The sequence below is a fragment of the Pontibacter rugosus genome (genome assembly GCF_042678745.1).
In the GTDB taxonomy this organism is placed as follows: Bacteria; Bacteroidota; Bacteroidia; order Cytophagales; family Hymenobacteraceae; genus Pontibacter; species Pontibacter rugosus.
Genome location: NZ_JBHTLD010000069.1, coordinates 1 through 21,099 on the forward strand (window position 1 = coordinate 1; position 21,099 = coordinate 21,099).

At 45.0% G+C, this 21,099-nt stretch carries 16 protein-coding genes and 1 other RNA gene; 2 read left to right on the plus strand and 15 right to left on the minus strand.

Going from position 1 to position 21,099, the window contains the following annotated elements; translation table 11 throughout:
• Positions 1 to 333: 333 nt before the first annotated feature.
• Positions 334 to 1,149: a hypothetical protein gene (locus ACFQ2O_RS09455; protein WP_377526312.1), complete on the plus strand. Its 816-nt coding sequence runs from the start codon at positions 334 to 336 to the stop codon at positions 1,147 to 1,149.
• Positions 1,150 to 1,220: 71 nt separating this feature from the next.
• Here ACFQ2O_RS09455 and dapA read toward each other — a convergent pair whose 3' ends face one another.
• From dapA to ACFQ2O_RS09500, 9 genes are all read right to left on the minus strand, one after another.
• On the minus strand, positions 1,221 to 2,090 hold the full coding sequence (dapA, locus tag ACFQ2O_RS09460; protein ID WP_377526358.1) for a 4-hydroxy-tetrahydrodipicolinate synthase: 870 nt from the start codon (positions 2,088 to 2,090) through the stop codon (positions 1,221 to 1,223).
• Between the two features lie 106 nt (positions 2,091 to 2,196).
• Positions 2,197 to 2,925 (minus strand): LytR/AlgR family response regulator transcription factor, encoded by a 729-nt coding sequence (locus tag ACFQ2O_RS09465; RefSeq protein ID WP_377526315.1) that lies wholly within the window; start codon positions 2,923 to 2,925, stop codon positions 2,197 to 2,199.
• 4 nt (positions 2,926 to 2,929) lie between these two features.
• Complete coding sequence (locus ACFQ2O_RS09470; protein ID WP_377526318.1) at positions 2,930 to 3,904, minus strand: sensor histidine kinase; 975 nt, start codon at positions 3,902 to 3,904, stop codon at positions 2,930 to 2,932.
• A gap of 738 nt (positions 3,905 to 4,642) precedes the next feature.
• Entirely contained in the window at positions 4,643 to 6,655 is a 2,013-nt protein-coding gene (gene ligA / locus ACFQ2O_RS09475) for an NAD-dependent DNA ligase LigA (RefSeq protein ID WP_377526321.1), read from the minus strand.
• Between the two features lie 460 nt (positions 6,656 to 7,115).
• Positions 7,116 to 7,500, minus strand: an RNA gene (gene rnpB, locus ACFQ2O_RS09480) — RNase P RNA component class A.
• Between the two features lie 130 nt (positions 7,501 to 7,630).
• Positions 7,631 to 8,584 (minus strand): Smr/MutS family protein, encoded by a 954-nt coding sequence (locus tag ACFQ2O_RS09485; protein ID WP_377526324.1) that lies wholly within the window; start codon positions 8,582 to 8,584, stop codon positions 7,631 to 7,633.
• 132 nt (positions 8,585 to 8,716) lie between these two features.
• Positions 8,717 to 9,619, minus strand: coding sequence for a DUF2279 domain-containing protein (locus ACFQ2O_RS09490; RefSeq protein WP_377526327.1), 903 nt, complete (start codon positions 9,617 to 9,619; stop codon positions 8,717 to 8,719).
• Positions 9,620 to 9,986: 367 nt separating this feature from the next.
• The gene (locus ACFQ2O_RS09495) at positions 9,987 to 10,970 is read right to left on the minus strand and encodes a pyruvate dehydrogenase complex E1 component subunit beta (protein WP_377526330.1); all 984 of its coding nucleotides are present in this window, start codon (positions 10,968 to 10,970) and stop codon (positions 9,987 to 9,989) included.
• A gap of 88 nt (positions 10,971 to 11,058) precedes the next feature.
• Positions 11,059 to 12,753: a tetratricopeptide repeat protein gene (locus tag ACFQ2O_RS09500; RefSeq protein WP_377526333.1), complete on the minus strand. Its 1,695-nt coding sequence runs from the start codon at positions 12,751 to 12,753 to the stop codon at positions 11,059 to 11,061.
• A 273-nt stretch (positions 12,754 to 13,026) separates the two neighbouring features.
• On the opposite strand from ACFQ2O_RS09500, the gene ACFQ2O_RS09505 reads away from it, so the two are divergent.
• Positions 13,027 to 13,245 carry a PspC domain-containing protein gene (locus tag ACFQ2O_RS09505; protein WP_377526336.1) on the plus strand — a complete coding sequence of 73 codons (219 nt, stop codon included), beginning with the start codon at positions 13,027 to 13,029 and terminating at the stop codon, positions 13,243 to 13,245.
• On the opposite strand, the gene ACFQ2O_RS09510 is transcribed toward ACFQ2O_RS09505, so the two are convergent.
• From ACFQ2O_RS09510 to ACFQ2O_RS09535, 6 genes are all read right to left on the minus strand, one after another.
• Positions 13,240 to 14,247, minus strand: a complete 1,008-nt coding sequence (locus ACFQ2O_RS09510) for a glycosyltransferase family 2 protein (protein WP_377526339.1) — start codon at positions 14,245 to 14,247, stop codon at positions 13,240 to 13,242. The genes ACFQ2O_RS09505 and ACFQ2O_RS09510 overlap by 6 nt on opposite strands.
• 4 nt (positions 14,248 to 14,251) lie before the next feature.
• Positions 14,252 to 14,587 carry a YbaB/EbfC family nucleoid-associated protein gene (locus tag ACFQ2O_RS09515; RefSeq protein WP_377526342.1) on the minus strand — a complete coding sequence of 112 codons (336 nt, stop codon included), beginning with the start codon at positions 14,585 to 14,587 and terminating at the stop codon, positions 14,252 to 14,254.
• A 99-nt stretch (positions 14,588 to 14,686) separates the two neighbouring features.
• Positions 14,687 to 16,609, minus strand: a complete 1,923-nt coding sequence (locus ACFQ2O_RS09520; protein ID WP_377526346.1) for a gliding motility-associated C-terminal domain-containing protein — start codon at positions 16,607 to 16,609, stop codon at positions 14,687 to 14,689.
• Between the two features lie 126 nt (positions 16,610 to 16,735).
• The gene (gene hutH, locus ACFQ2O_RS09525) at positions 16,736 to 18,226 is read right to left on the minus strand and encodes a histidine ammonia-lyase (protein WP_377526349.1); all 1,491 of its coding nucleotides are present in this window, start codon (positions 18,224 to 18,226) and stop codon (positions 16,736 to 16,738) included.
• A 6-nt stretch (positions 18,227 to 18,232) separates the two neighbouring features.
• Positions 18,233 to 19,627 (minus strand): histidine--tRNA ligase, encoded by a 1,395-nt coding sequence (gene hisS, locus ACFQ2O_RS09530; protein WP_377526352.1) that lies wholly within the window; start codon positions 19,625 to 19,627, stop codon positions 18,233 to 18,235.
• A 92-nt stretch (positions 19,628 to 19,719) separates the two neighbouring features.
• Positions 19,720 to 21,099, minus strand: a 1,380-nt coding sequence (locus ACFQ2O_RS09535; protein WP_377526355.1) for an undecaprenyl-phosphate glucose phosphotransferase, incomplete at its 5' end; no start/stop codon positions are given.

Consider the following 21,099-nt stretch of genomic DNA (forward strand, 5'->3'; position numbering starts at 1 on the left):
ATAAAAAAATAATAATAGAAGTCAGCTTCCTTAACAGGCGACTTGATGCAAGGGATGAAGTATCAGTTTGATGTAGCCTCTTCTACTACCAGTGAGACGGAATAACTTTATCAGGTTTCTTCCAGAAGGATAGCTTTTGTTTTATACTTCAGAATAAAGTTAACCTCCTGATTAAGAGGGGATACAATGGGTTATAAAATGAGCTACCACTCATAAATCAGCTATTTACTGTAGCCGGAAATGAAGGTAAGTAAATCCAGAAAAGTAATAACAAGGAATTATATGGTTTGAAAGCAGTGTTTCGTTTATCTTCGTAGTGCTATACATTTGTTTATGAAATTAAGACTGCTCATACCTATACTATGCCTGTTGCTTTTGGGAGCTTGCTCAGGAGATGATGCGCCTACTCCCATTCAGGAGCCAGAACCAACCAGCTTCTGCTATCTTCAGGAGCAGGTTGTAACCTCTGATTCATTAAAAACTAAGGTTGTTTATACTTATAATGATCAGAACCAGGTAATAGAGACAGCGCATGTAGAAAATGACAAGCTGGTGGCAACCCGCACCTACGAGTATAATTCGGCAGGCAGGCTAAGCAGAGAAAACTATTTTGGGCCTGATAACGAACAAATTAGCTATACTGTATACAGTTATAACCCGCAGGGGCGCTTATCTAGGTATGTTGTGTGGCAGCAACTTGCGCTTGGTGTCAATCATCGCCTGGCTACTTTCCAGGCACAATATAATATCAACGGAAGCCTGCAAGCTGCCACTGACTTCAATTACCTGGACAATCAGCAAAAGCAGACTCAGAAAATCAGTTTCACTTATCCGGTTAATGGTCCAGTGTCTGTGGCAGTGTCAAAGCAGGTGAGTAGCCAAAGCTACAATGCCACTTTTACTACAGATTCTTTGCGGGCGCCACTTTCGTCTGTACCTGCTTTCTATATCAAGCGACCAGGTATCGGGTATCCGGGCAAAAATAACTTGCTAAGCCTTACGGCCACTAACACAGCCAAAGAAGATGTGGCTGATGTTAGCTATACGACAGCGTATACTTATAATGACAAAGGCTATCCCACACGTGCTGACATGACATACAACAACGGCAAAACAGTTACTTATACCTACTCTTACCGCTGTGAGTAAAGTAAGATATTCATACATAAAAAAGGCTGCCTGTATCTTCAGGCAGCCTTTTTTATGTATGAATATAAGCACTAGAATAGCTTGAATAGTCTGTCTTTTAGGCCAGCTGTTGCTTCTATCAGCGGAAGCCTGACAGCAGCGCCACATACACCAAATCGCTGTAACACAGCTTTCACGCCTACAGGATTGCCTTCTTCATACATCAACGGGTTCATATCCACAAAATCAAGCAGGAGGTTAGAGGATTCTTTGAAATTACCCTCAAGTGCTAAGCGAACCATATTAGTGAATTTGCCCGGAAAAGCATTCGCAAGTACTGATATCACACCGACAGCCCCGAAAGAAATCATCGGTACCGTTAGCAGATCGTCGCCGCTAATAAGCATAAAGTTCTCTGGCTTGTGTTTTGCGATCACCATACACTGCTCCAGGTTGCCTGATGCTTCTTTGGTGCCAATGATGTTTTGGTGCGAGGCAAGCTTTAGCGTTGTTTCTGCCGATACATTGCTGCCTGTGCGGCCGGGTACATTATAAAGTATAACAGGCACCGGAGAGGTATTAGCAACCTGTATATAGTGCTGGTATATACCTTGTTGCGACGGTTTATTGTAATAAGGGCTTACAGATAAAATAGCCGCTATACCTTCAAGGTCAGTAGCAGCTATAGTGTCTAAAACATGTTGTGTGTTGTTGCCGCCCAAGCCGTAAACAAGCGGCACGCGCCCGTTTACATGCTTTTTTATAAACTGTAAAATCTCCGCCTTTTCATCGGTGGTGGTGGTTACAGATTCTGCAGTGGTGCCATTTATAACCAGGTAATTAACTCCGCCATCTATCACAAAATCCAGGAGCTTGTGCAGTGCCTTGTAATCAACGGCTAAGTCTTGGGTAAAAGGCGTTATCAGCGCTACGCCTGTTCCTTTTAAAGTATCTTTAATCATCTTCATCAGTTATGAACTACGAATTACGAACTATGTAATGACTTCTGCAAATGTCTAAAAGAGTGTTGCAACGCCAATCAGGGCCCGAATTTATACTTCAAAATTATTATTGGATGTTATTTTCTTCTACCCACTTTAAAAACTGCTCCTTGTATACTTCACCAATCGGAATCTCTTTGCTGCCAATACGGATGCGGCTTTTCTCTATACTGTCTATCTTCTGAAGCGAAACGATAAAGGAACGGTGGACCCGCAGAAATTTGGCATCAGATAGTTTCTCCATCATTTTATTCATGGATAGCAACGTGATGATCTTCTGCTCTTTTATCTGAATGATGATATAGTCCTTCAAGCCCTCAATCCAGAGGATATCTTTGAAATCAACACGAATTGTTTTGTAGTCTGCCTTTACAAACATAAAATCCTGCTCATGTGTTGGGGCAGGTGTTGGTGCAGAGGAGTTTTTCCCTTTGTCGCGCTGCAGGCGTTCCTGTGCTTTGGTTACTGCTTTCAGAAATCTATCAAAAGGGATCGGCTTGAGCAGGTAATCCACCGCATCCTGGTTAAAGCCTTCCAGGGCGTAATCGGGATATGCGGTTGTAAAAATAACCAGCGGCTGGTGCTTCAGTATGTTTAGGAACTGAATACCTGTTAGCTCAGGCATCTCAATGTCCAGAAAAATCAGGTCTACCTGTTCTTCCTGTAGTACCTGCATGGCCTCGGTAGCACTGGAGCAGGTTTTTACAAGTTGCAGAAAAGGCAATTTGCTCACATAGCTCTCGATAATATCAAGTGCTAATGGTTCATCATCGATGGCTAGGCAGCGGATAATCATAGTTTTATTTTTCTAGTTGGCTAAAGTATAATTTAAGCGTAGCGTAAAATATTCCTTCTTTTTCTTCAAAAATCAGTTCATGCCGCCTGTTATACAACAGGTTCAGGCGGCGCTTCAGGTTTTCGAGGCCTATACCGCCAAACTCTCTTTTTTTATGCTGGCTTGTATTGTTAATGGTGCTAAACAACAGCGAGTCTTGCTGCACCACCAGGTTAAGTATAATACCTATCTCGTTTTTACTCACAAGCCCATGCTTGAAGGCATTTTCAACCAAAGTCATCAGGAGCATAGGAGCGATCTGCTTACCCTGTAGCTCTCCCTGGATGTTAAACTTTATACTTGTGTGCTCCCGTAGGCGCAGCTTTTGCAAATCTATAAAATTCCGGATATGGTCTACTTCTTTTTCCAGGCTCACCAAAATATCATTGCTTTCATAAAGCATATAGCGCATCAGCAGCGATAGCTTCATGATGGCATCTGGTGTTTCAGGGTGCTGCTTGTAGGCCAGTGAGTATATGTTGTTGAGTGTATTAAACAGAAAGTGCGGATTTACCTGCGACTTTAAAAATGCCAGCTCTGCCGTCAGTTTCTGCGTTTCCAGTTCTTTGTTGCGCCTCTCGTTTCGGATGTAGTTGCCGGTTACCTTAAGTGCCGAGGAAATAAAGATGAGCACCAGTCCTCCCATCATGTACTGCACCATGCGCTCGTAGCTGTACAAGGTGGCATACTCCCGGAAAAAATAAAAGTCGAGTGGGGCCCGAAGCATAGCTATACCTAATAAAGTGGTAAGCACGGCTGCTATGTATAGCAAGATGTGATTTCGTGCCAGGTACTTCGGGATCAGCACATACCAGTTAAAATAAAATATGCCTACGTTAAACAACGTGCCCACCAGCACATCTATTACTTTGTTGAAGGTGAGGGAGCTGTTGCCATACAGAAAGTAAAACACCCACGTCTCAAACAGAAGCCATACCACGGCATGTAACGCTATGGTATAACGTTTTTTGAGCGGTTCTTTATTTAAGATTATACTAGTGTTTGGCAATGTTGTGAGATTAGGTGATGCAGGTATAGAGCAGCTCGTTTACAGTTTAAGATGCTGTAGGGCACTGCTATTATCCTTTAAATATAATCAAAGTACAGCACTATACTTATTTTGAAGCTGATCTATATACCAAATTGGCTATTGTTTCTACCAAAGCTTTGTTTTGAGGGCGGTAAAGCAGGAATAGAGTGTCTGGCACGGGTTCGCACTTCTTTGCTTTCTGGTTTATATGATCAGGTTGAGGTCTGATTCTAAGCATTGCCTTCCAGCCTCACCAATGGCATTGGGTACAAACCTGACCGTTGAGAGCATCTTTTTCGCTGAAGAAGTTCTGCTGAGTCTGGCATTGACTCTGTTGGTATTTATACTCGGCTAAGTATAGGGCCGGCATCAACTTTAAGCATACTACCTGTCATTGTGTAAGAATCCTGCTATAAGTATAGGGCCCCTTCCCCCGGAAGTTACGCTTTTGCGCCTTGTGGGGGAAGGGACCCTATATCAACAAGATCCTTTCAGGATAATAAAATAGGTCAAACTAAATTTGTCCGTGTACTTATTTCGAGCTACCCCAAAGGTGTATCTTCTGACCCGATAATAGTCGCTTTTGTAATAAAGAATGATCAACAGGAATGACTACAAGCGCCATTTTACCCATTGATCATTTTTCAGTTATTCAGTAATTGTTCTTAAAAATTCTTCTTCGCTAAGTATGGAAATGCCGAGACTTTCCGCTTTCTCCAGTTTAGATGGACCCATTTTATCGCCGGCAACCAGGTAAGAAAGCTTTTTGGAAATAGAGCTTACTACTTTGCCACCATGGCTGATGATGAGTTGCTGTAGTTCCTCGCGGCTAACGGTTTCAAAAACTCCGGAAATTACGAATGTCTGGCCGGCTAAGCGATCGCTCTGTACTGCTGGTGCTGTATTCTCTGATTTAAATTGCAGTCCGGCAGCTTTCAGACGCTCCACTAACATTATATTGTCCGGGTCTTGGAAGTAGGCAAGTATAGAACGGGCAATGCGCTCACCTATTTCATTAATGGCAATCAATTCTTCAAAAGTAGCGCCACGTAAAGCCTCCAAATCCGGCAAATCCTGGGACAGTTTTTTGGCTACCGTGCTTCCCACAAATCTAATTCCTAGTGCAAACAGGACACGGTCGTAAGGAGTGGCTTTCGATTTCTCCAGGCTTTGCATAATGTTATTGGCTGATTTCTCACCCATTCGCTCCAACTCAACCAGTTGTTCAAACGTCAGGTCGTAGAGGTCAGCTGCGTTTTTTACCAGACCCGTAGCATAAAGCTGCTCAATGGTTTCAGGGCCTAAGCCATCAATGTTCATTGCCTTGCGGGAGATAAAGTGCTCTAGCTTAGATTTTATCTGTGGCGGGCAGCCTTTATCGTTTGGACAGTAGAAGTTCGCCTCGCCTTCTGAGCGTACCAGTTCGGTGCCACAGGCAGGGCAGTGGGTAGGGTAAAGTATAGGCTGGCTATCGGCAGGGCGTTTCTCAAAATCGACTCCGGTGATTTTAGGGATAATCTCACCGCCTTTCTCCACAAAAACCATATCGCCCAGGCGCAGGTCGAGGCGCTGAATTTCGTTGGCGTTGTGAACAGAAGCTCGCTTAACTACGGTTCCGGCAAGCTGAACTTTGTCAAGTATGGCTACGGGTGTTACAGCACCTGTTCTGCCTACTTGATATTCGATACCAATTAATTTTGTGGCGGAGTTTTCTGCCGCATATTTATAAGCAATGGCCCAACGCGGGCTCTTGGCTGTAAATCCGAGCTCTTCCTGCAGCGCATAGCTATTTACCTTGACTACCACACCGTCAGTGGCGATAGGCAGCTCAAAACGTTTCGTTTCCCACTCATTAATGTAGGCCATTACATCCTCAATGCTACCGCATTTGCGCCACGTTTCAGATACTTTGAAGCCCCATTTCTGTATGGCCTGCAGACTTTCAGAATGTGTATCAAAAAGTATTTTATCGGTGTGGAAGCTATAGGAGAAACAACCCAGTTTACGGCTGGCTACTACGGCGGAATCCTGTTGTTTCAGCGTTCCGGAGGTAGCATTACGCGGGTTAGCCAACAGTTGCTCGCCTGTTTCCTCGCGTTCAATATTTAGCTGCTCAAACACCTGAAAAGGCATAAATACTTCGCCACGCACCTCGAAAAGTTCTGGGTAACCTTCTCCGTGTGCCTGCAGCGGCACATCATGTATGGTGCGTACGTTGGCTGTGATGTTATCACCACGGGTGCCGTCCCCACGGGTAGCACCCTGCACAAACTTGCCGTTCTCGTAGGTCAGGCTGATGGCTACACCGTCAAACTTCTGCTCGCATACATACTCCACTTCATCGCCTACTATTTTACGAACGCGCTTATCAAACTCACGCAAGTCTTCTTCAGAATAGGTGTTGCTAAGCGAGAGCATGGGCCATTTGTGGTAAACGGTATCAAAGTTTTTGGTAACCGTACCGCCCACGCGCTGGGTAGGGGAGTGGGGCAGACGCAGCTCAGGGTGTTGTGCCTCCAGTGCCTCCAGTCGCTTCAGCATTTGGTCGAACTCAAAGTCAGATACCTCTGAAATGCTGTTCTGGTAGTATTCGTAATTCAGGTGATTTATCTGTTGCGTCAGCTCCTGTATCTCCAGAGCCGGGTCTTTCGCTGTTGCCATGTATCGTTCTTATTGCTTCCTGTAAAAATAAGGAAAATGTCTGAATCAGGATTTACGGGATGAGAAGAAGGATGGGCAGAATTTTGAAGAGTTAAAAGTATAGATGCTGTTTTATACTTGCTTTAGCATTGGTGATGCAAATCCTGTGATCGCAGCTAAGTATACTATGGCGCAAGCGTCCACTTGTGCCTGGGTTGTGCTAACTATAAACTACAAGTTTAGCGGTCATTCAATTTTGACTTTGCTGGTGCCGACTTATACCTGCCCGTATTCATTCTTCATGCCGCAAGTTTAGCGATAGCGAAACTTGTGGCTTTATGTAATGCCAGTTTGTAACTGGCGCTAAAACTACTATCTGAAACTGCTAGAGGGGATATATGAAGTATAAAAGAAATGGAGATGATTGAGCTCAAGCGGACGCTTGCGCTAGAAATAATAAACTAAGAAGTATAAACAAAACATCAACGACAAGCCTGTAAGCCGGGTTCTGTCGCCACACCCGAAGGTACAGCGTCTTATCATTTATCTAGGCCTGCACTCGCGCGCAGGCTCCATCGACCTACCCACTGACATCGGACGAGCAGCCCTTAGCCCCGCCGAAGCGAGGCGCTGTCAGCCTATTTGGTCTTTCAACTCCTAAGGTTTACCCAGCCGGACTGGTCACCCAGCCGCTGGTGCGCTCTTACCGCACCTTTTCACCCTTACCAGCACAAGGCTGGCGGTTATTTTCTGTGGCACTGGCTGTATCCCGCTTGCGCAGGACCCTTCCCGTTAGGAAGTAGGATGCTCTGTGTTGCCCGGACTTTCCTCTCCCCATAAAGGGCAGCGATAAGACGGCTTGTCGTTGATACTTTGTTCTGTGGCAAAGATAACAATAAATCCTCACCTGCGGTTCGGTTTTAGTTCTGAGTCACGAGTTCTGAGTGCCGAGTTGTAATTTGTACAATTCAAGACTCAGAACTCAGAACTAAAAAGCTATTTCAGTCTTACGACAGTAGCGCCGTAGCCAAATTTTTCTTTATGTGCGTCTTTATAATGCTGGATGCCAGCAGTACGGCTTAGAATTTTCTGGAGCTCTTTGCGCAGTACACCATTGCCGGCACCATGTATAAAAACAATCTCGTGCATGTTGGTGGCCATGGCTCTGTCCAGCGTATCCTGAAATTTTTCCAGCTGTAGTTTCAGCATGGCACTGTTGCTCATACCGCTGTGGTCGTCAATTAATTTCTCGATGTGCAGGTCTATTTCATGCTCAGGAGCTGTAAGTTTATAGATTTCGCTTTTTTCTATAGCTTCTGCCAACTGCTCTTTTATTTTATCCGGGTTAACAGATACCGGCTTTTGATCGAGCTGATACACGTAGCCTTCTTTGTTAAGTATAGGCGCTGTTTTCTTGCTCTTGTAGAAAGAGCTGGCTTTGAACTGGATTCGCTTGATGATTGGCTCAAAAAGAGTAGGGCTGCCATTGCGGTGTTGCATAAACTGGAGGAGTAGATTTGGCCACTTCTCGAAATCCTTCAGGTGGTAGTGCGTGATAACCCGCGTAGCTTTTGGGGCCAGTTTATCGTTTTGCAGACCACGGTAGTTATTCTCCCGCTCTTCGCCGCTGGTAAACAGTAAATCATAATCAGAATTATTAATGACCGTTACTGCCAGCAGCTCATCTGACTGATGCACCAGGGCCAGGTATACGCCCTGCGTCGCCAGTACAGGCGCAACAGGAGCTTTTACTTTGGCTGGAGCAGGTGCTATGTCATCCTGGCGCATAAACTGCTTTTCTTCGGCAGCAATTACTACTATTTCGCGTTTAGCTACAGGTATGGTAAAGTCATTATCTATCGCTACTTCTACAATGTTATTATCTAAAAGGCGTGTGATGATGCCTTCCTCTCGGCCCGACATCAGGCGCACTCTATCTCCTACGTTCATGGTTTCTCGGTTCTATGTTTATTGCTAATCGACCTTACATATGCGCTGTAAGTATAAAACGGCAGCTTCAGGTCAACCTGTTTAACAAAGATACGAATTGTGGAGGACTATGATGAAAGGAGAAGCGTTTAGCTAAAAGTATAGCGGGTGCAGCTTAAGCCCATTTTTGCGATTATACTCTAAGGCCGGGGCTGGTATTTTTATGATACTGAGCACATATAAGGCAGTGTTCCATACTTTGCTACGGCCCTTAAAGTGCATCAGGTTCAGGTCGGGGCTAAGGTAGAACTGTCGGTAGGTACCAAGGCCGGCTGCTGCATTGGCTTCAGGGTCATTATACACCATTTCCTCGGCTCCATACCCAACGGCAACATTCAGCCATTTCGGATACTTGGTCTCTTCCTTCAGAAAAGCGCCTACATCAACTGAAAGCCAGTAGGTTTGTCCATTGTAATCTTTTAAAGCTTGCTCTCCTAAATTACTTCCCAGCACATTAGGGCGCATGTCAGCATAACGGGTAGTATGGAAGGAGTATTTAGGCATGATGCGAATTTCCTGCCATGCCAGTTCTTGAGCAACCACAGCCGCAGAACCAGCTGTGTTGGCTACCATATCACCTACAGAGGCTCCGTAATCAGCCTGGTAGCCATCAAAAATTTCGATTGGAGTTTGCAACGCTACGCCTAAAAGCCCACCGTAAAGTATGGCTTTTTTCTCTGGCACACCTGCCCATCGCAGCATATCTATACCAGCACGGCTCTCATGAAAAGCGCTCCAGAAATGCCCTGCCTTGTCCATCTGCCGCCACTCTTTGTTGTCGTTAAAGAAATGGAAACCTGTTCGATTTTTGTTGGAGTACCAGGCGTGATTGAGTGATACCATCATGGCCGTATAGCCTACCGCAAAAGTTGACCCCAGCACTACCAGGCGCTTTTTGTTTACGGTTGTTGTATCTGTATTCAACGGAGCTTGTGCCATACTTAGCCTGGGCAGGTTAAGAAGCAGGAGTAAAGCAAGTATGAATCGTGCACGCATAGCGCAAAGATAGGGAAGAGGCGTAGAAGAGGATAGTTTTATATCGCAAGTTTAGCGGAGCGTTACTTATAGTTGTATTGGTGGAAGTTTGCAACTTCCTTGCTTAGGAGAAGCAAGAACTAAGGTTTGCCTTTGGTGCAGCAGCCTTTTCTGCTCACGCAGAAAGCAAGTTACAAACTTGCCTCATGTACCGTCACAAGTTACGCTCACGCTAAACTTGCCACATCATAGGGGGAATAGCTTATGACAAATCAAGTATAGGTTTTTGAATTGCAGGAGCTGCGCACGCTGCGAGGCCTAAAAAACAAAAGCGGCGAAGCTGTAAGGCTCCGCTGCTTGTATGCTCTAAAGCAAGTATACTTTATACTTAGGCTTTCTTATACATTACTTGTTTAACTGCATCAACCGTACGCTCGATGTTTGGCAGCGATGCTTCAATAAGCGTTGGTGCATAAGGAAGCGGAACGTCGCGGCAAGTTACACGCTTCACCGGAGCATCCATGTAGTCAAACGCGTTGCTCTGGATATGATAAGCGATCTCAGAAGAGATAGAAGCCAATGGCCAAGCCTCTTCAACCACTACCATGCGGTTTGTCTTTTTAACAGACTCAATCAGCGTTTTGTAATCAATAGGACGCACAGAGCGCAAATCAATCACTTCAGCATTGATACCGTCTTTTGCAAGTTCTTCCGCAGCGGCCAGGGCTACTTTCATCATCTTACCGAAAGAAACGATAGTGACGTCAGATCCTTCACGTTTGATATCGGCAACGCCAATCGGAATCAGGTATTCTTCCTCTGGAACTTCTCCTTTATCACCGTACATCTGCTCAGACTCCATAAAAATAACAGGGTCATTATCACGGATAGCAGACTTCAAGAGGCCTTTTGCATCGTAAGGGTTAGAAGGAACTACAACTTTAAGACCTGGTGTGTTAGCATACCAGTTTTCAAAGTTCTGAGAGTGCTGAGAGGACAACATACCTGCACTGCCAGTTGGGCCACGGAATACAATAGGGGCACTGTACTGGCCACCTGACATAGACATCACCTTAGCAGCAGAGTTAATCACCTGGTCGATAGCAACCAGCGAGAAGTTGAATGTCATGAACTCAATGATAGGGCGCAGGCCATTCATGGCAGCTCCTACGCCGATACCGGCAAAACCAAGTTCTGCAATAGGTGTATCGATGATGCGCTCAGGACCAAACTCGTCCAGCATGCCTTGGCTAACTTTATAAGCACCGTTGTACTCGGCTACTTCTTCACCCATCAGGAACACGCTTTCGTCGCGGCGCATCTCCTCCTGCATTGCCTCACGGAGGGCTTCTCTAAACTGTATACTTCGCATATATGATGTTTAAAATCTCGGTTCAGAAAGTAAAATTAAGAGAACTCTCTGAAATAACAATGTACTTGGGCCTTTTCTGATGTTCGTGTTAGCGAATCAACGCATCTTTATAAGCGGCTTTCTCTCGAAAGGCTGCAAACTCAAGATCGTCTATAGCTTTTTGCGTATAGCTGCTGTCGGCATTTACAGCGCGACGCAGATTCTCTTCCAGCATCTGTTCGTTTTGCGTGCGTGCCCCAACCACTGCAAGGCTGTAGGAGGCAAGAGCATCGTTTGGCTGTTGCTCCAGTGCTTTTTTATAGAAACCTTCAGCACCTTCATAGTTTTCTTTCAGGAGATAACTCAGCCCAAGATTCATGTTTGTCTGGTAATTATCACCGGCATAGCGAAGGCTTTTGATGGCTTCATCATATTGACCTGTTTGAATTTCGAGGGCAGCTTTATCGGCAAAAATAACCTGTAACTGTTCCGGAGTTCCTCCTTGTTTTATGGCATACTCGTAGCTTTGCAGTGCCTCCATATAATCTTCGTGCTGGTGGTAGGCGCTGGCAAGGCTGTAGTATACTTTGGCAGAAGGGTTACGGAAGCCGGCATACGTCAGGTTATGAATGGCTTTAGCAAGCAGTGCCTGTTTTGCTTTCGGGCGGTAGTCTTTCTCTGCCATTTCCTTGTATACTACTCCCAGGTTATAATAAGCAGGCCACTTGTCTGTTGTTTTAACGGCTGCCTCATACAGCTTTCGCTTTTCGTCCAGTAACGGTGTTAGGGTAGCAGCATATTGCAGTTCTTCTTCCGTTAAAGCATCAGCATCCGCTTTTTCTGCTGCAATTTGCTTTGCCAGCACATACAGCTCATAGTCAGGCTTACGGCTGCGGTTATAGTCAACCTGTACTTCAGCGGCCCGCATACTTGGGTAGACGTACTTCTGTAAATAATCGAAAGCCTCTGTTTGTTGGAGCGCCAGCTGCTTTTCGTTCATGTTTCCTTCGCTGCTAAGTATGGTTAGCACTTGCTGTATTTGCAGCTTAGGAAGGGCAGAGGCCTTTACTTTCTCTTTCAAAGCATCCAGGCCGTTGTTGTGCACTTCGGTGCTAATGGTTACTTTTTTACCACTATAGTCAAGCGTTTTCAGCTGCTTTTGGTAATAGGTCTCTAATTCTTTTGCCCGCTTTGCTGCTATGTTGGCTCCTTTTTCGTCTGGAGATTGGTACCCGATTATTTTTATCTTTTGGGTGGGCACGTTATCCAGCACATACTGGTCAAGCGTTGGCAGGTTTGAGCCTATATAATGATCTAAGTCGGCCTTATTCTCCTGAAAATAAAACATCAGGCTTGTAGGCTGGTCCACACTTTCTTTAAACTCATCGGTGGCAAACGTAAACTTATTATTACGAACCAATAGCAGCGGAGTAGTATTCAACCCTATGGCAACTTGTTTGGGTTTAGTATAAGCCATGTCTCCGTCTTCTTTGTCCACTGCTTTGCCCTGCACCATCAAGCGGCCAGTAGTTTTGGCAGGCTCATACGGAAAAGAAAGCTGACGGGTGATGGTGGGGGTATGGTTTTCGTAGAGGAAATTGCCAAAGTCAAAGTTGTAAGTGGCAATGTTCTCCCGCTTTTCGTCTCCGTAAAGATAATATATGTCCAGCTTGTACACTTCCTTCTCCCGCACGAGTTTTTCCGGTACTTGTGCTTTGAGATCAAAGGTTACCTGCTGGCCATTCGCAACCAGGGGAGAGGGTTCTACAGAGATGAACTGGTGCTTTTCTGCCTGCTTCACCATGCGCTGAAGCGTACAGCTTGAAGTTCCAACACTCAGAGAGAGAGAGAGTAAGAGTAATATATTTTTGTTTTTTTTGAGCTGTTGCATATCCTGATGTTAACTAAAGTCGTAAAAATAAGCACTCAAGAACTTTGTTTGCTCGTTAGTGCTTTAGAGTATGTTTAAGATTCGCTTGCAAAAACGAACTTCAAATCTTCTCTTACAAACTTCAGTAAGTCAATCTTTTGATGTTTGAAGAACAAAGTATAAATTCGGAATTAAAATCACTAATAAATGAAACGGCTTCAGTATTACATAGAATCACAGGCATTTGGTGTGTGCACCATGCTGGGAAAGAAGCTAGGCTTTGCGACCAGCAGTATAAGGCTCACATTTATTTATGTTTCGTTCCTGACTATGGGCTCACCGGTACTAATTTACCTGATGCTCGCCTTCCTGATGAACGTACGTAAACACCTTCGCCGGGAGCGCAGTACGGTTTGGGATCTATAGATCTTTTGCCAATCGCTTCTGCCTTATAAAATAGGCCCATACTATACTTCCCCTGTAAACGCCCGTAAGGTATGGGAAATTGCCTTTTGGCGCTTGCTCTTTGCGGCGCCTGCGCCAATAGCTTCTGTTACGGATAAGGTCGGCATGTGCATCAAACACAGCACGCGCGTCATTTTTTTGCCCAGCCACCAGCATTCTTAAAGCCGCCACCCAATCTAGTAGCACCCGAAGCGCCACACCTGGCACTAACTCGGATGAGGGCATGTTTTTGTAAAGCAGCGCCAATCCGTTTCTAAAATTAAGGTAGGTCTTGCGTGGGTTTGACTTGTGCAAGGTGCCCCCGCCAACGTGGTATACGCAGCTGTGGCCACTGTACATCACCTTGTAACCTGCGTTTTTGGCCCGCCAGCAGAAGTCTATTTCTTCCATGTGCGCGAAAAAGGCAGGCTCTAAACCTCCTAACTGCTGGTATACGTCAGCACGAACAAACATACAGGCTCCCGTTGCCCAGAAAATTTCCTGCACATCATTATATTGCCCCTTGTCTTCTTCCAGCGTTTCGAATAACCTACCCCGGCAATAAGGGTAACCCAATGCGTCTAACATTCCACCGCCAGCGCCTGCATATTCAAAGAAGCCAGGATGCTGCTGCGCCAGAATTTTGGGCTGGCAAACGGCTATACTGGCATCTTGCTCCATTAGCTGCAACACCGGTTCTGTCCAGCCTGCTGGTACCTCTACATCAGAGTTAAGCAGCACGTAGTATTTAGCCTGTACTTGCTGCAGGGCTTTGTTATAGCCTTCGCAAAAGCCATAGTTCTCGGGCAGAAGGATAAGGCGCACCTGCGGGAAGTGTTCCTGTAAAAAGGCAATGGAGCCATCGGTAGAGGCGTTGTCGGCAACGATGATTTCAGCATTGCCGCTGTTTGCCACGACCGATGGCAGAAACTGTTGTAAATAGCGCAGTCCGTTCCAGTTAAGTATAACAACTGCTGTATGCATTGATTTATAATCCAAAGCCGCCTAGGTCTAAACCCGGGATATTCGGAAGAAGCCCTTCAGTAGACTTGCGCATTTCTTCCTGCGCCTGCTCACCGGCAGTCAGCATGGCATTGTTTACTGCGGCAACCACTAAGTCGTTTACCATTTCGCGGTCGCTCACATTCATAATAGACTCATCAATCTCTATCTTGAGCAACTGGCGCTGGCCATTAACGGTAGCTTTTACCAATCCGGCTCCAGATTCAGCCGTAACGGTAATATCCTTCAGTTTTTCCTGAGCTTCTTTCATTTTGGCCTGGACATCTTTCATCTTGCCCATCATGCCGAACATATCAAACATAGTTTTTTCTTTTAGAGGTATTTTACAACGCTAAACGAGGTTTACCGCTGTGTGATGCAAATATAAGTCTTTTTTATACTTCAAGTCTGTAAGGCAGCTTTAACGAAGTAACGTAACAGTACCTGTTTTTTGCTTAGTAGTACCAAAGCTGGATGTAACAGTAATGATGTAGGCATACGCGCCTGCACTTAACTTTTTTCCTTTGTGCGTGCCATTCCAGGCTGCATCGGCTTCGGTGCCTTCATAAACCAAACTGCCTAATTGGTTGTAAATTTGTAGTGTATACCCATTGAAGAATTTGCCTTTCACTTCCAGCACATCATTCAGCCCATCATTGTTTGGCGTGAAGGCACTAGGCATAAACAGCTTAATATCTTGCTGCACCTCTATGATGTTAGAGAATGTGACACCGGTGCCATTTTTTGAGATAGCCTTTATTCTGTAGCGCAATACCTGCAGATCGTTGCTTAGGGCGCGGTCGGTGTAGGAGTTGCCAGTGGCAGGATATTGTGCGACTATAGTACCAGTCTCATCCAGCACCTCTACGACGTATTGCCCTACAGTATCCGGAAAACCTCTGTAAGCTGTCCAGGAGAGGGAAACGCTTCCATCCAGCTGTTGTTCTGTTTGGAGTATGATCGGACAAACCACATTACTTACAGGAGATGTGTTGCCGCAGGCGTTCGTTAAGGTGGCGCGGTAGCACACAGGCTGTAATCTCAGGTCAGTATCTGTAAGACTTAATGCCTGTATCTGTGCTAGTGGCTGATAGGTTGTTTGGTTTATACTTCGCTCCACAGTAAGAGTGCTGTTGGCGGCTTCTGTAGTTCCAGGCAGTGAAATTTCTACTTGATTATCTAGGTTGAAGCTTGCCAGTAAGTATGGCTTTTCTGGAGTTGTGGTAGAAGTAACCTGAGTTTGTAAAGATGTTGATACAGACGAAACAGGTTCCCCATCCGGATCAACGTTTCTGCCAATAACATAATACGCATACGTTTGGCCGCAGGTAACATCCGTATCGATGTATAGGCGATCACTTCCTTCTTTGGTAGTTAGCAGTGTGCCGTTTCTGTAAATATCATATGTTTCGAAATCTCGCACATTCAGGTTGTTCCATTCCAAAGTAACTTGCTCCTCAGCTGAGGAGAGCTTTAAACTGATAGAGGAAAGGATGTTAGAATTGCTTAGTGAACTGTTACAAGCGTCTTTCGGACGAACCAGGTACCACACGGCTTCATCGGTATTTACATTTTCGAGGGTATAAGTATGGGTGCTTCCGTTGAATTCTGTGACTGTACTTATTTCTTCAAACAAGTTTCTAAAGTTGCCTGTATACCGTTCTACTACATAACTATAGCCCTGCACTAAATTTGATAATTCCAGCTGGATTCTACCTGAAACTGCTTGTTGTAGCACTGTGATCTTATCTATTTGCGTTGCATTACTAACAAGTTCCGGTAAGGTCTCGACTTCTTGTTGAGAGAAATTGTTGCATTCAGAGTTATTAAACTTACCTGTTAGTATAACCGAGTAGCTACCAGCTGAAGTATAAGTATGCGTAATCGTGGTGCCAGCAGTTGTTACAACTGACTGACCGTCTCCAAAATCTAGGGTATAGCTATCGTAATTATCATCGTTGATTGTATAGCTAACCGAATTATTGGCACAACGTGCATAGGTGAAAGATGGCTCTGGAGCTGCTTTAACTTCAATAACAGTAGACATTGTATCCGTAGTGCCAGCATTATTAGCTATCTGCAGTACTTTGTACCTGCCGGGCTGCTCATAGACGTGGGTTTTAGCAAGGGTAGCTAAAGCAAGATAATCAGCCCCTCCCTTGTAGTCATAAACATAATATTCTTTGTCGTCATCAATAACATTATCACAGTCCTGAAAGCTTATTGTTTTGCCTACACAAAATGTGTTACGTACAATTCCATCAGAATCACGTGCTTCTATACACTGTGCAACTGAAGCAGCTACTGTGTAAAGAATGAGACATATAGTTAAAAAGTATTTCAAGCTGCTTTGTTTTGATGCCTCTACGAAGTTATTTAAATAAAGTGCCGCAGGAAAATTTATTGTGTCCTAAAATAAAAAGCCCCTGTAGTATGTGCTACAAGGGCTTTTATAGTTAAGTCTTATACATTAAAATGGGTAAGCTCTAAGAAATTCAATGCTGCTACTAATATCGTAGTGGAGCACACGATCAGTAGAAACAAAGGGTACTACACCGCGATAGCCTTTAACTAGCTGTTCCAGTTGATTAGAGCTTTGAAGCGGGCGGCGGAAATCAAGTGCCTGCGCTGCATTCATTAGTTCAATGGCCAATATCCGCTCCGTATTATGAACTACCTTGTATAGCTTGGTTGCAGCATTGGCTCCCATACTTACGTGGTCTTCCTGGTTATGAGAAGAAGGGATAGAGTCTACCGAGGCAGGAGTACAGAGTTGCTTGCTCTGGCTAACAATAGAAGCAGCAGTGTATTGACTGATCATGAAGCCGGAGTTTAAGCCAGGCTCTGCCACCAGAAAATCTGGCAGCCCGCGTTGTCCTGATATGAGCTGATACGTGCGACGTTCTGCTATACTTCCAAGCTCGGCTACTGCTATTGCCAGGAAGTCCAGTGCCAGCGCGAGCGGCTGCCCATGAAAATTGCCTCCGGATATTATCACATCCTCATCCGGGAAAATGTTCGGATTATCTGTAACGGCATTTATTTCAGTTAAAAACACTTGCTCAACATAGGCCAAAGCGTCTTTAGAAGCGCCATGCACCTGTGGTATACAGCGGAAGGAGTAGGGGTCCTGCACATGCTGTTTTTCCTGATTGGCGATTTGGCTACCATCTAGTAGTGCGCGCATGGCCTCTGCCGTTTGCAGCTGCCCTTTGTGCGGGCGAATTTTATGTATCAGTTCATTGAAAGGTTCTGTTCTGCCATCAAAAGCATCCAGTGATAGAGCAGCAATCATATCAGCCTGCCGCGATAGCCTTTTAGCCATCAGCAAAGTATAAACTCCGTAAGCACTCATAAACTGGGTGCCATTCAGCAGCGCTAAACCTTCTTTCGCTTTAAGGGAGATAGGTTCCCAGCTAAACATTTCCAGCACATGCTCGCTTGCCAGCTTATATTCCTGAAACTGTACTTCTCCTAAGCCAAGCAGCGGCAGGCAGAGGTGCGCCAGAGGAGCTAAATCACCGCTGGCACCGAGAGACCCTTGTTGATACACCACCGGATATACCTCACGATTGTAAAAGTCGATCAGGCGCTTGACCGTTTGCAGCTGTACGCCGCTGTGCCCGTAAGAGAGCGACTGAATTTTAAGCAGCAACATCAACTTCACGATTTCCTGCGGCACTTCGTCTCCTGTGCCACAAGCGTGCGACATCATGAGGTTGCGTTGCAGTTGCTCCAGATCAGCTGGTGATATTTTTTTGTTGCAAAGCGAGCCAAAGCCAGTGTTTATGCCATAAATGCTTTGGTCTGTGTCTTTTATTTTCTGTTGTAGATAAGCATGGCATTGCGTTATGTTTTGTTCTGCTTCTTCCGAGAGAGCCAGTGAGTACTTTCCATTTAAAATCTTATCGATCATTTCGAGTGTAAGGAAATCACTGGAAATATAATGCACCTGGGCCATGCCTGCTTATTTTAAATTGCTGATAATTTCTTCTATTGTAAAATCCTGCTGCTCGCCAGACTGCATGTTACGCAGCTTTAGCTTACCACTGGCTATTTCCTCAGAGCCAATAAGCACCACGTATGGTATGCTCTTCTGGTCTGCGTAGCTCATCTGTTTCTTTAGTTTGGCTGCTTCAGGGTATAGCTCAGCGCTTATACCTGCATCCCGTAGCTGTTGAAGCAGGGGCAGGGCGTATTGCTCAGATTCCTTATCGAACTGAACCAATAATACTTTGCTACCTTCTTGGCTACTGGTTGGGAACAGCTGAAGTTCATCCAGCACGTCATATATGCGGTCTACCCCAAAAGAGAAACCAACGCCAGAAACATCTGGCATGCCAAACATACCTGTCAGGTTATCATAACGGCCACCCCCGCTTATACTGCCCATACTTACGTTATTCACCTTCACCTCAAAAATGCAGCCGGTGTAGTAGGAGAGGCCTCTGGCTAAAGTTACATCCAGCTGTAAGCGCTGCTCGCCAGATTCGTTTTTTGAAGTGAGGGCTTCGCTTTGAAGTGCCTGCAGGTAATTCCATACTTCGCGCAGGTCTTTTAAGCCACGCTTTCCTTCGGCTGTTTCACCAAGTATAGTTTGCAGCTGATCCAGGATTTGTTCGTTGGTTCCCGACAGGTTGTAAAGCGGCTCAAGCTTGGTTACCGCTTCTTCTGATATGCCGCGCTCCAGCAGTTCTTTTCGTACTCCTTCCTGGCCGATTTTGTCTAGCTTGTCGATGGCTACACAGATATCTCCTTCACGCCCTTTTTCACCGATAGCCTCTGCGATGCCAGCAAGTATACCGCGATGATTGATTTTGATTGTAAAGTCGGTGAGGCCAAGATCTGTCAACACGCCATTTATCATCTGCACAATTTCAGCCTCGCATAGCAAAGAGTTAGTGCCTACCACATCGGCATCGCACTGGTAAAACTCTCGGTAGCGGCCTTTCTGAGGGCGGTCGGCTCGCCAAACAGGTTGAATTTGATAGCGTTTGAAAGGGAAGGTAATCTCGTTGCGGTTCATTACCACAAATCGTGCAAAAGGCACTGTGAGGTCATAGCGCAATGCTTTTTCTGAAATTTTGCGAGTAAGGTGTTTGCTGCCCTGTTCTATATCCTCCGGTTTGGTCTTATTTAAAAAATCACCAGAGTTTAGAATCTTGAAAATAAGCTGGTCGCCTTCGTCGCCATACTTGCCTGTTAGCACCGACAGTTGCTCCATGGCAGGCGTCTCTAAGGGGAGATATCCGAATTTTTCGAATGTACGTTTGATGACGCCAAATATATAGTTCCTTTTAACCACGACAGCCGGGCCAAAATCACGTGTTCCTTTCGGTATGGATGGTTTCTCTTTGCTCATACTTTTGCAGATTTGCCTGCGAAGTTAGTAAATGTGGAGCAAAGGTGGGAATCTAAGGCTATTTGAGTTGATATGCTTGAGTAGATAGACCACTAAAAGGCATGTTCATCACCTTTGAAGACATTATAGATGGTGTAAAAGATGATTTTGAGGTCTAGCAACAAAGACCAGTTCTCCAGGTAAAAAATGTCAAGTTTCACCCTCGCCTTCATCTGGAATACCTCACTGGTATCGCCTCTAAGACCACGTACCTGCGATAATCCTGTAATGCCGGGTTTGATAAAGTGGCGAACCATAAATTTATCAACTATCAGCGAGTACTCTTGCGTATGCTTTAGCATGTGCGGGCGCGGACCTACCACAGACATTTGTCCCATCAGCACATTGAAAAACTGTGGCAATTCATCTAAGCTGGTTTTCCTAAGAAAAGCACCAACAGGTGTAATCCTGGAGTCTCCCCGACGCGCCTGTTGTGAGTTAGCCTCCGAATTGACATACATAGATCTGAGCTTCCAGCACTTGAATTTTTTATTGTCTATACCTGATCTTTCCTGCTTAAATAAGATAGGACCTTTAGAGTCGAGCCGGATAATAACTGCCAGAATAGGAAGGAGCCAGGAGAGAATGAAGATGATTACAAGGAGTGAAAAAAGTACATCAAAGCCTCGCTTCAGCACTTTGTTTGCAGCATCATCCAAAGGAATAGACCGAAGTATGAGTACAGGTAAAACGTCATAAAAGTCTACCTTCATTTGCTTTAAATGAAACTCTCCTGGTTCGGGTAAGAATTTCATACGAACCAGGTTATTGTCTACAAAGCCTAAAAGCTGTTGGATCTGATCCTGTTGTAACTCATAGGGGCAGCAATAGATTTCGTCGACTTGATGCGTGAGTACGAAATTTTCAATGTCACTTATTGAGCCTAAAACATGAGGCTCGCCCTTCGCATGATCATCAAAGAACCCGAGGAACCGGTATCCGTATTCAGGGTGCTTCTTGAAGAACTTCTTTAATTCTTCAGCAGCCTTATTATGACCCACAATAATTACAGTGCGGTAATTGTAGCCTTTCCTTCGGAAGTAGCGAAGAGTTACAACTACTACTATCCTCCAGACTATTACTAGTACTGCCAGAATGGTGTAATGATAGGTGAGGAACTGCCTTGAAAAGGTTTCTATATTTAAAAAACTCAGTGTGGCTTCTACCAATAGAATGTATAGAAAAACAACTTTCAATGCATTCGCTATCACTCTTAATATTCTTGTTACTCTATAGACTTTATAGGTGCCTAAGAGACTGGCACAGACAATCCAAGAAATAAGAGAATACAGTAATAATTGAAAATTTTCTGGTGCGAAATACTCCAGATAACCTCCTTTCGCAAAACCATAAGAAGCTATAGAAGAAATAGCAATTGCTGCTAAATCTCCAAGAGCATGAACAGGTTTAATATATCTGGAATAGAGGCCGGG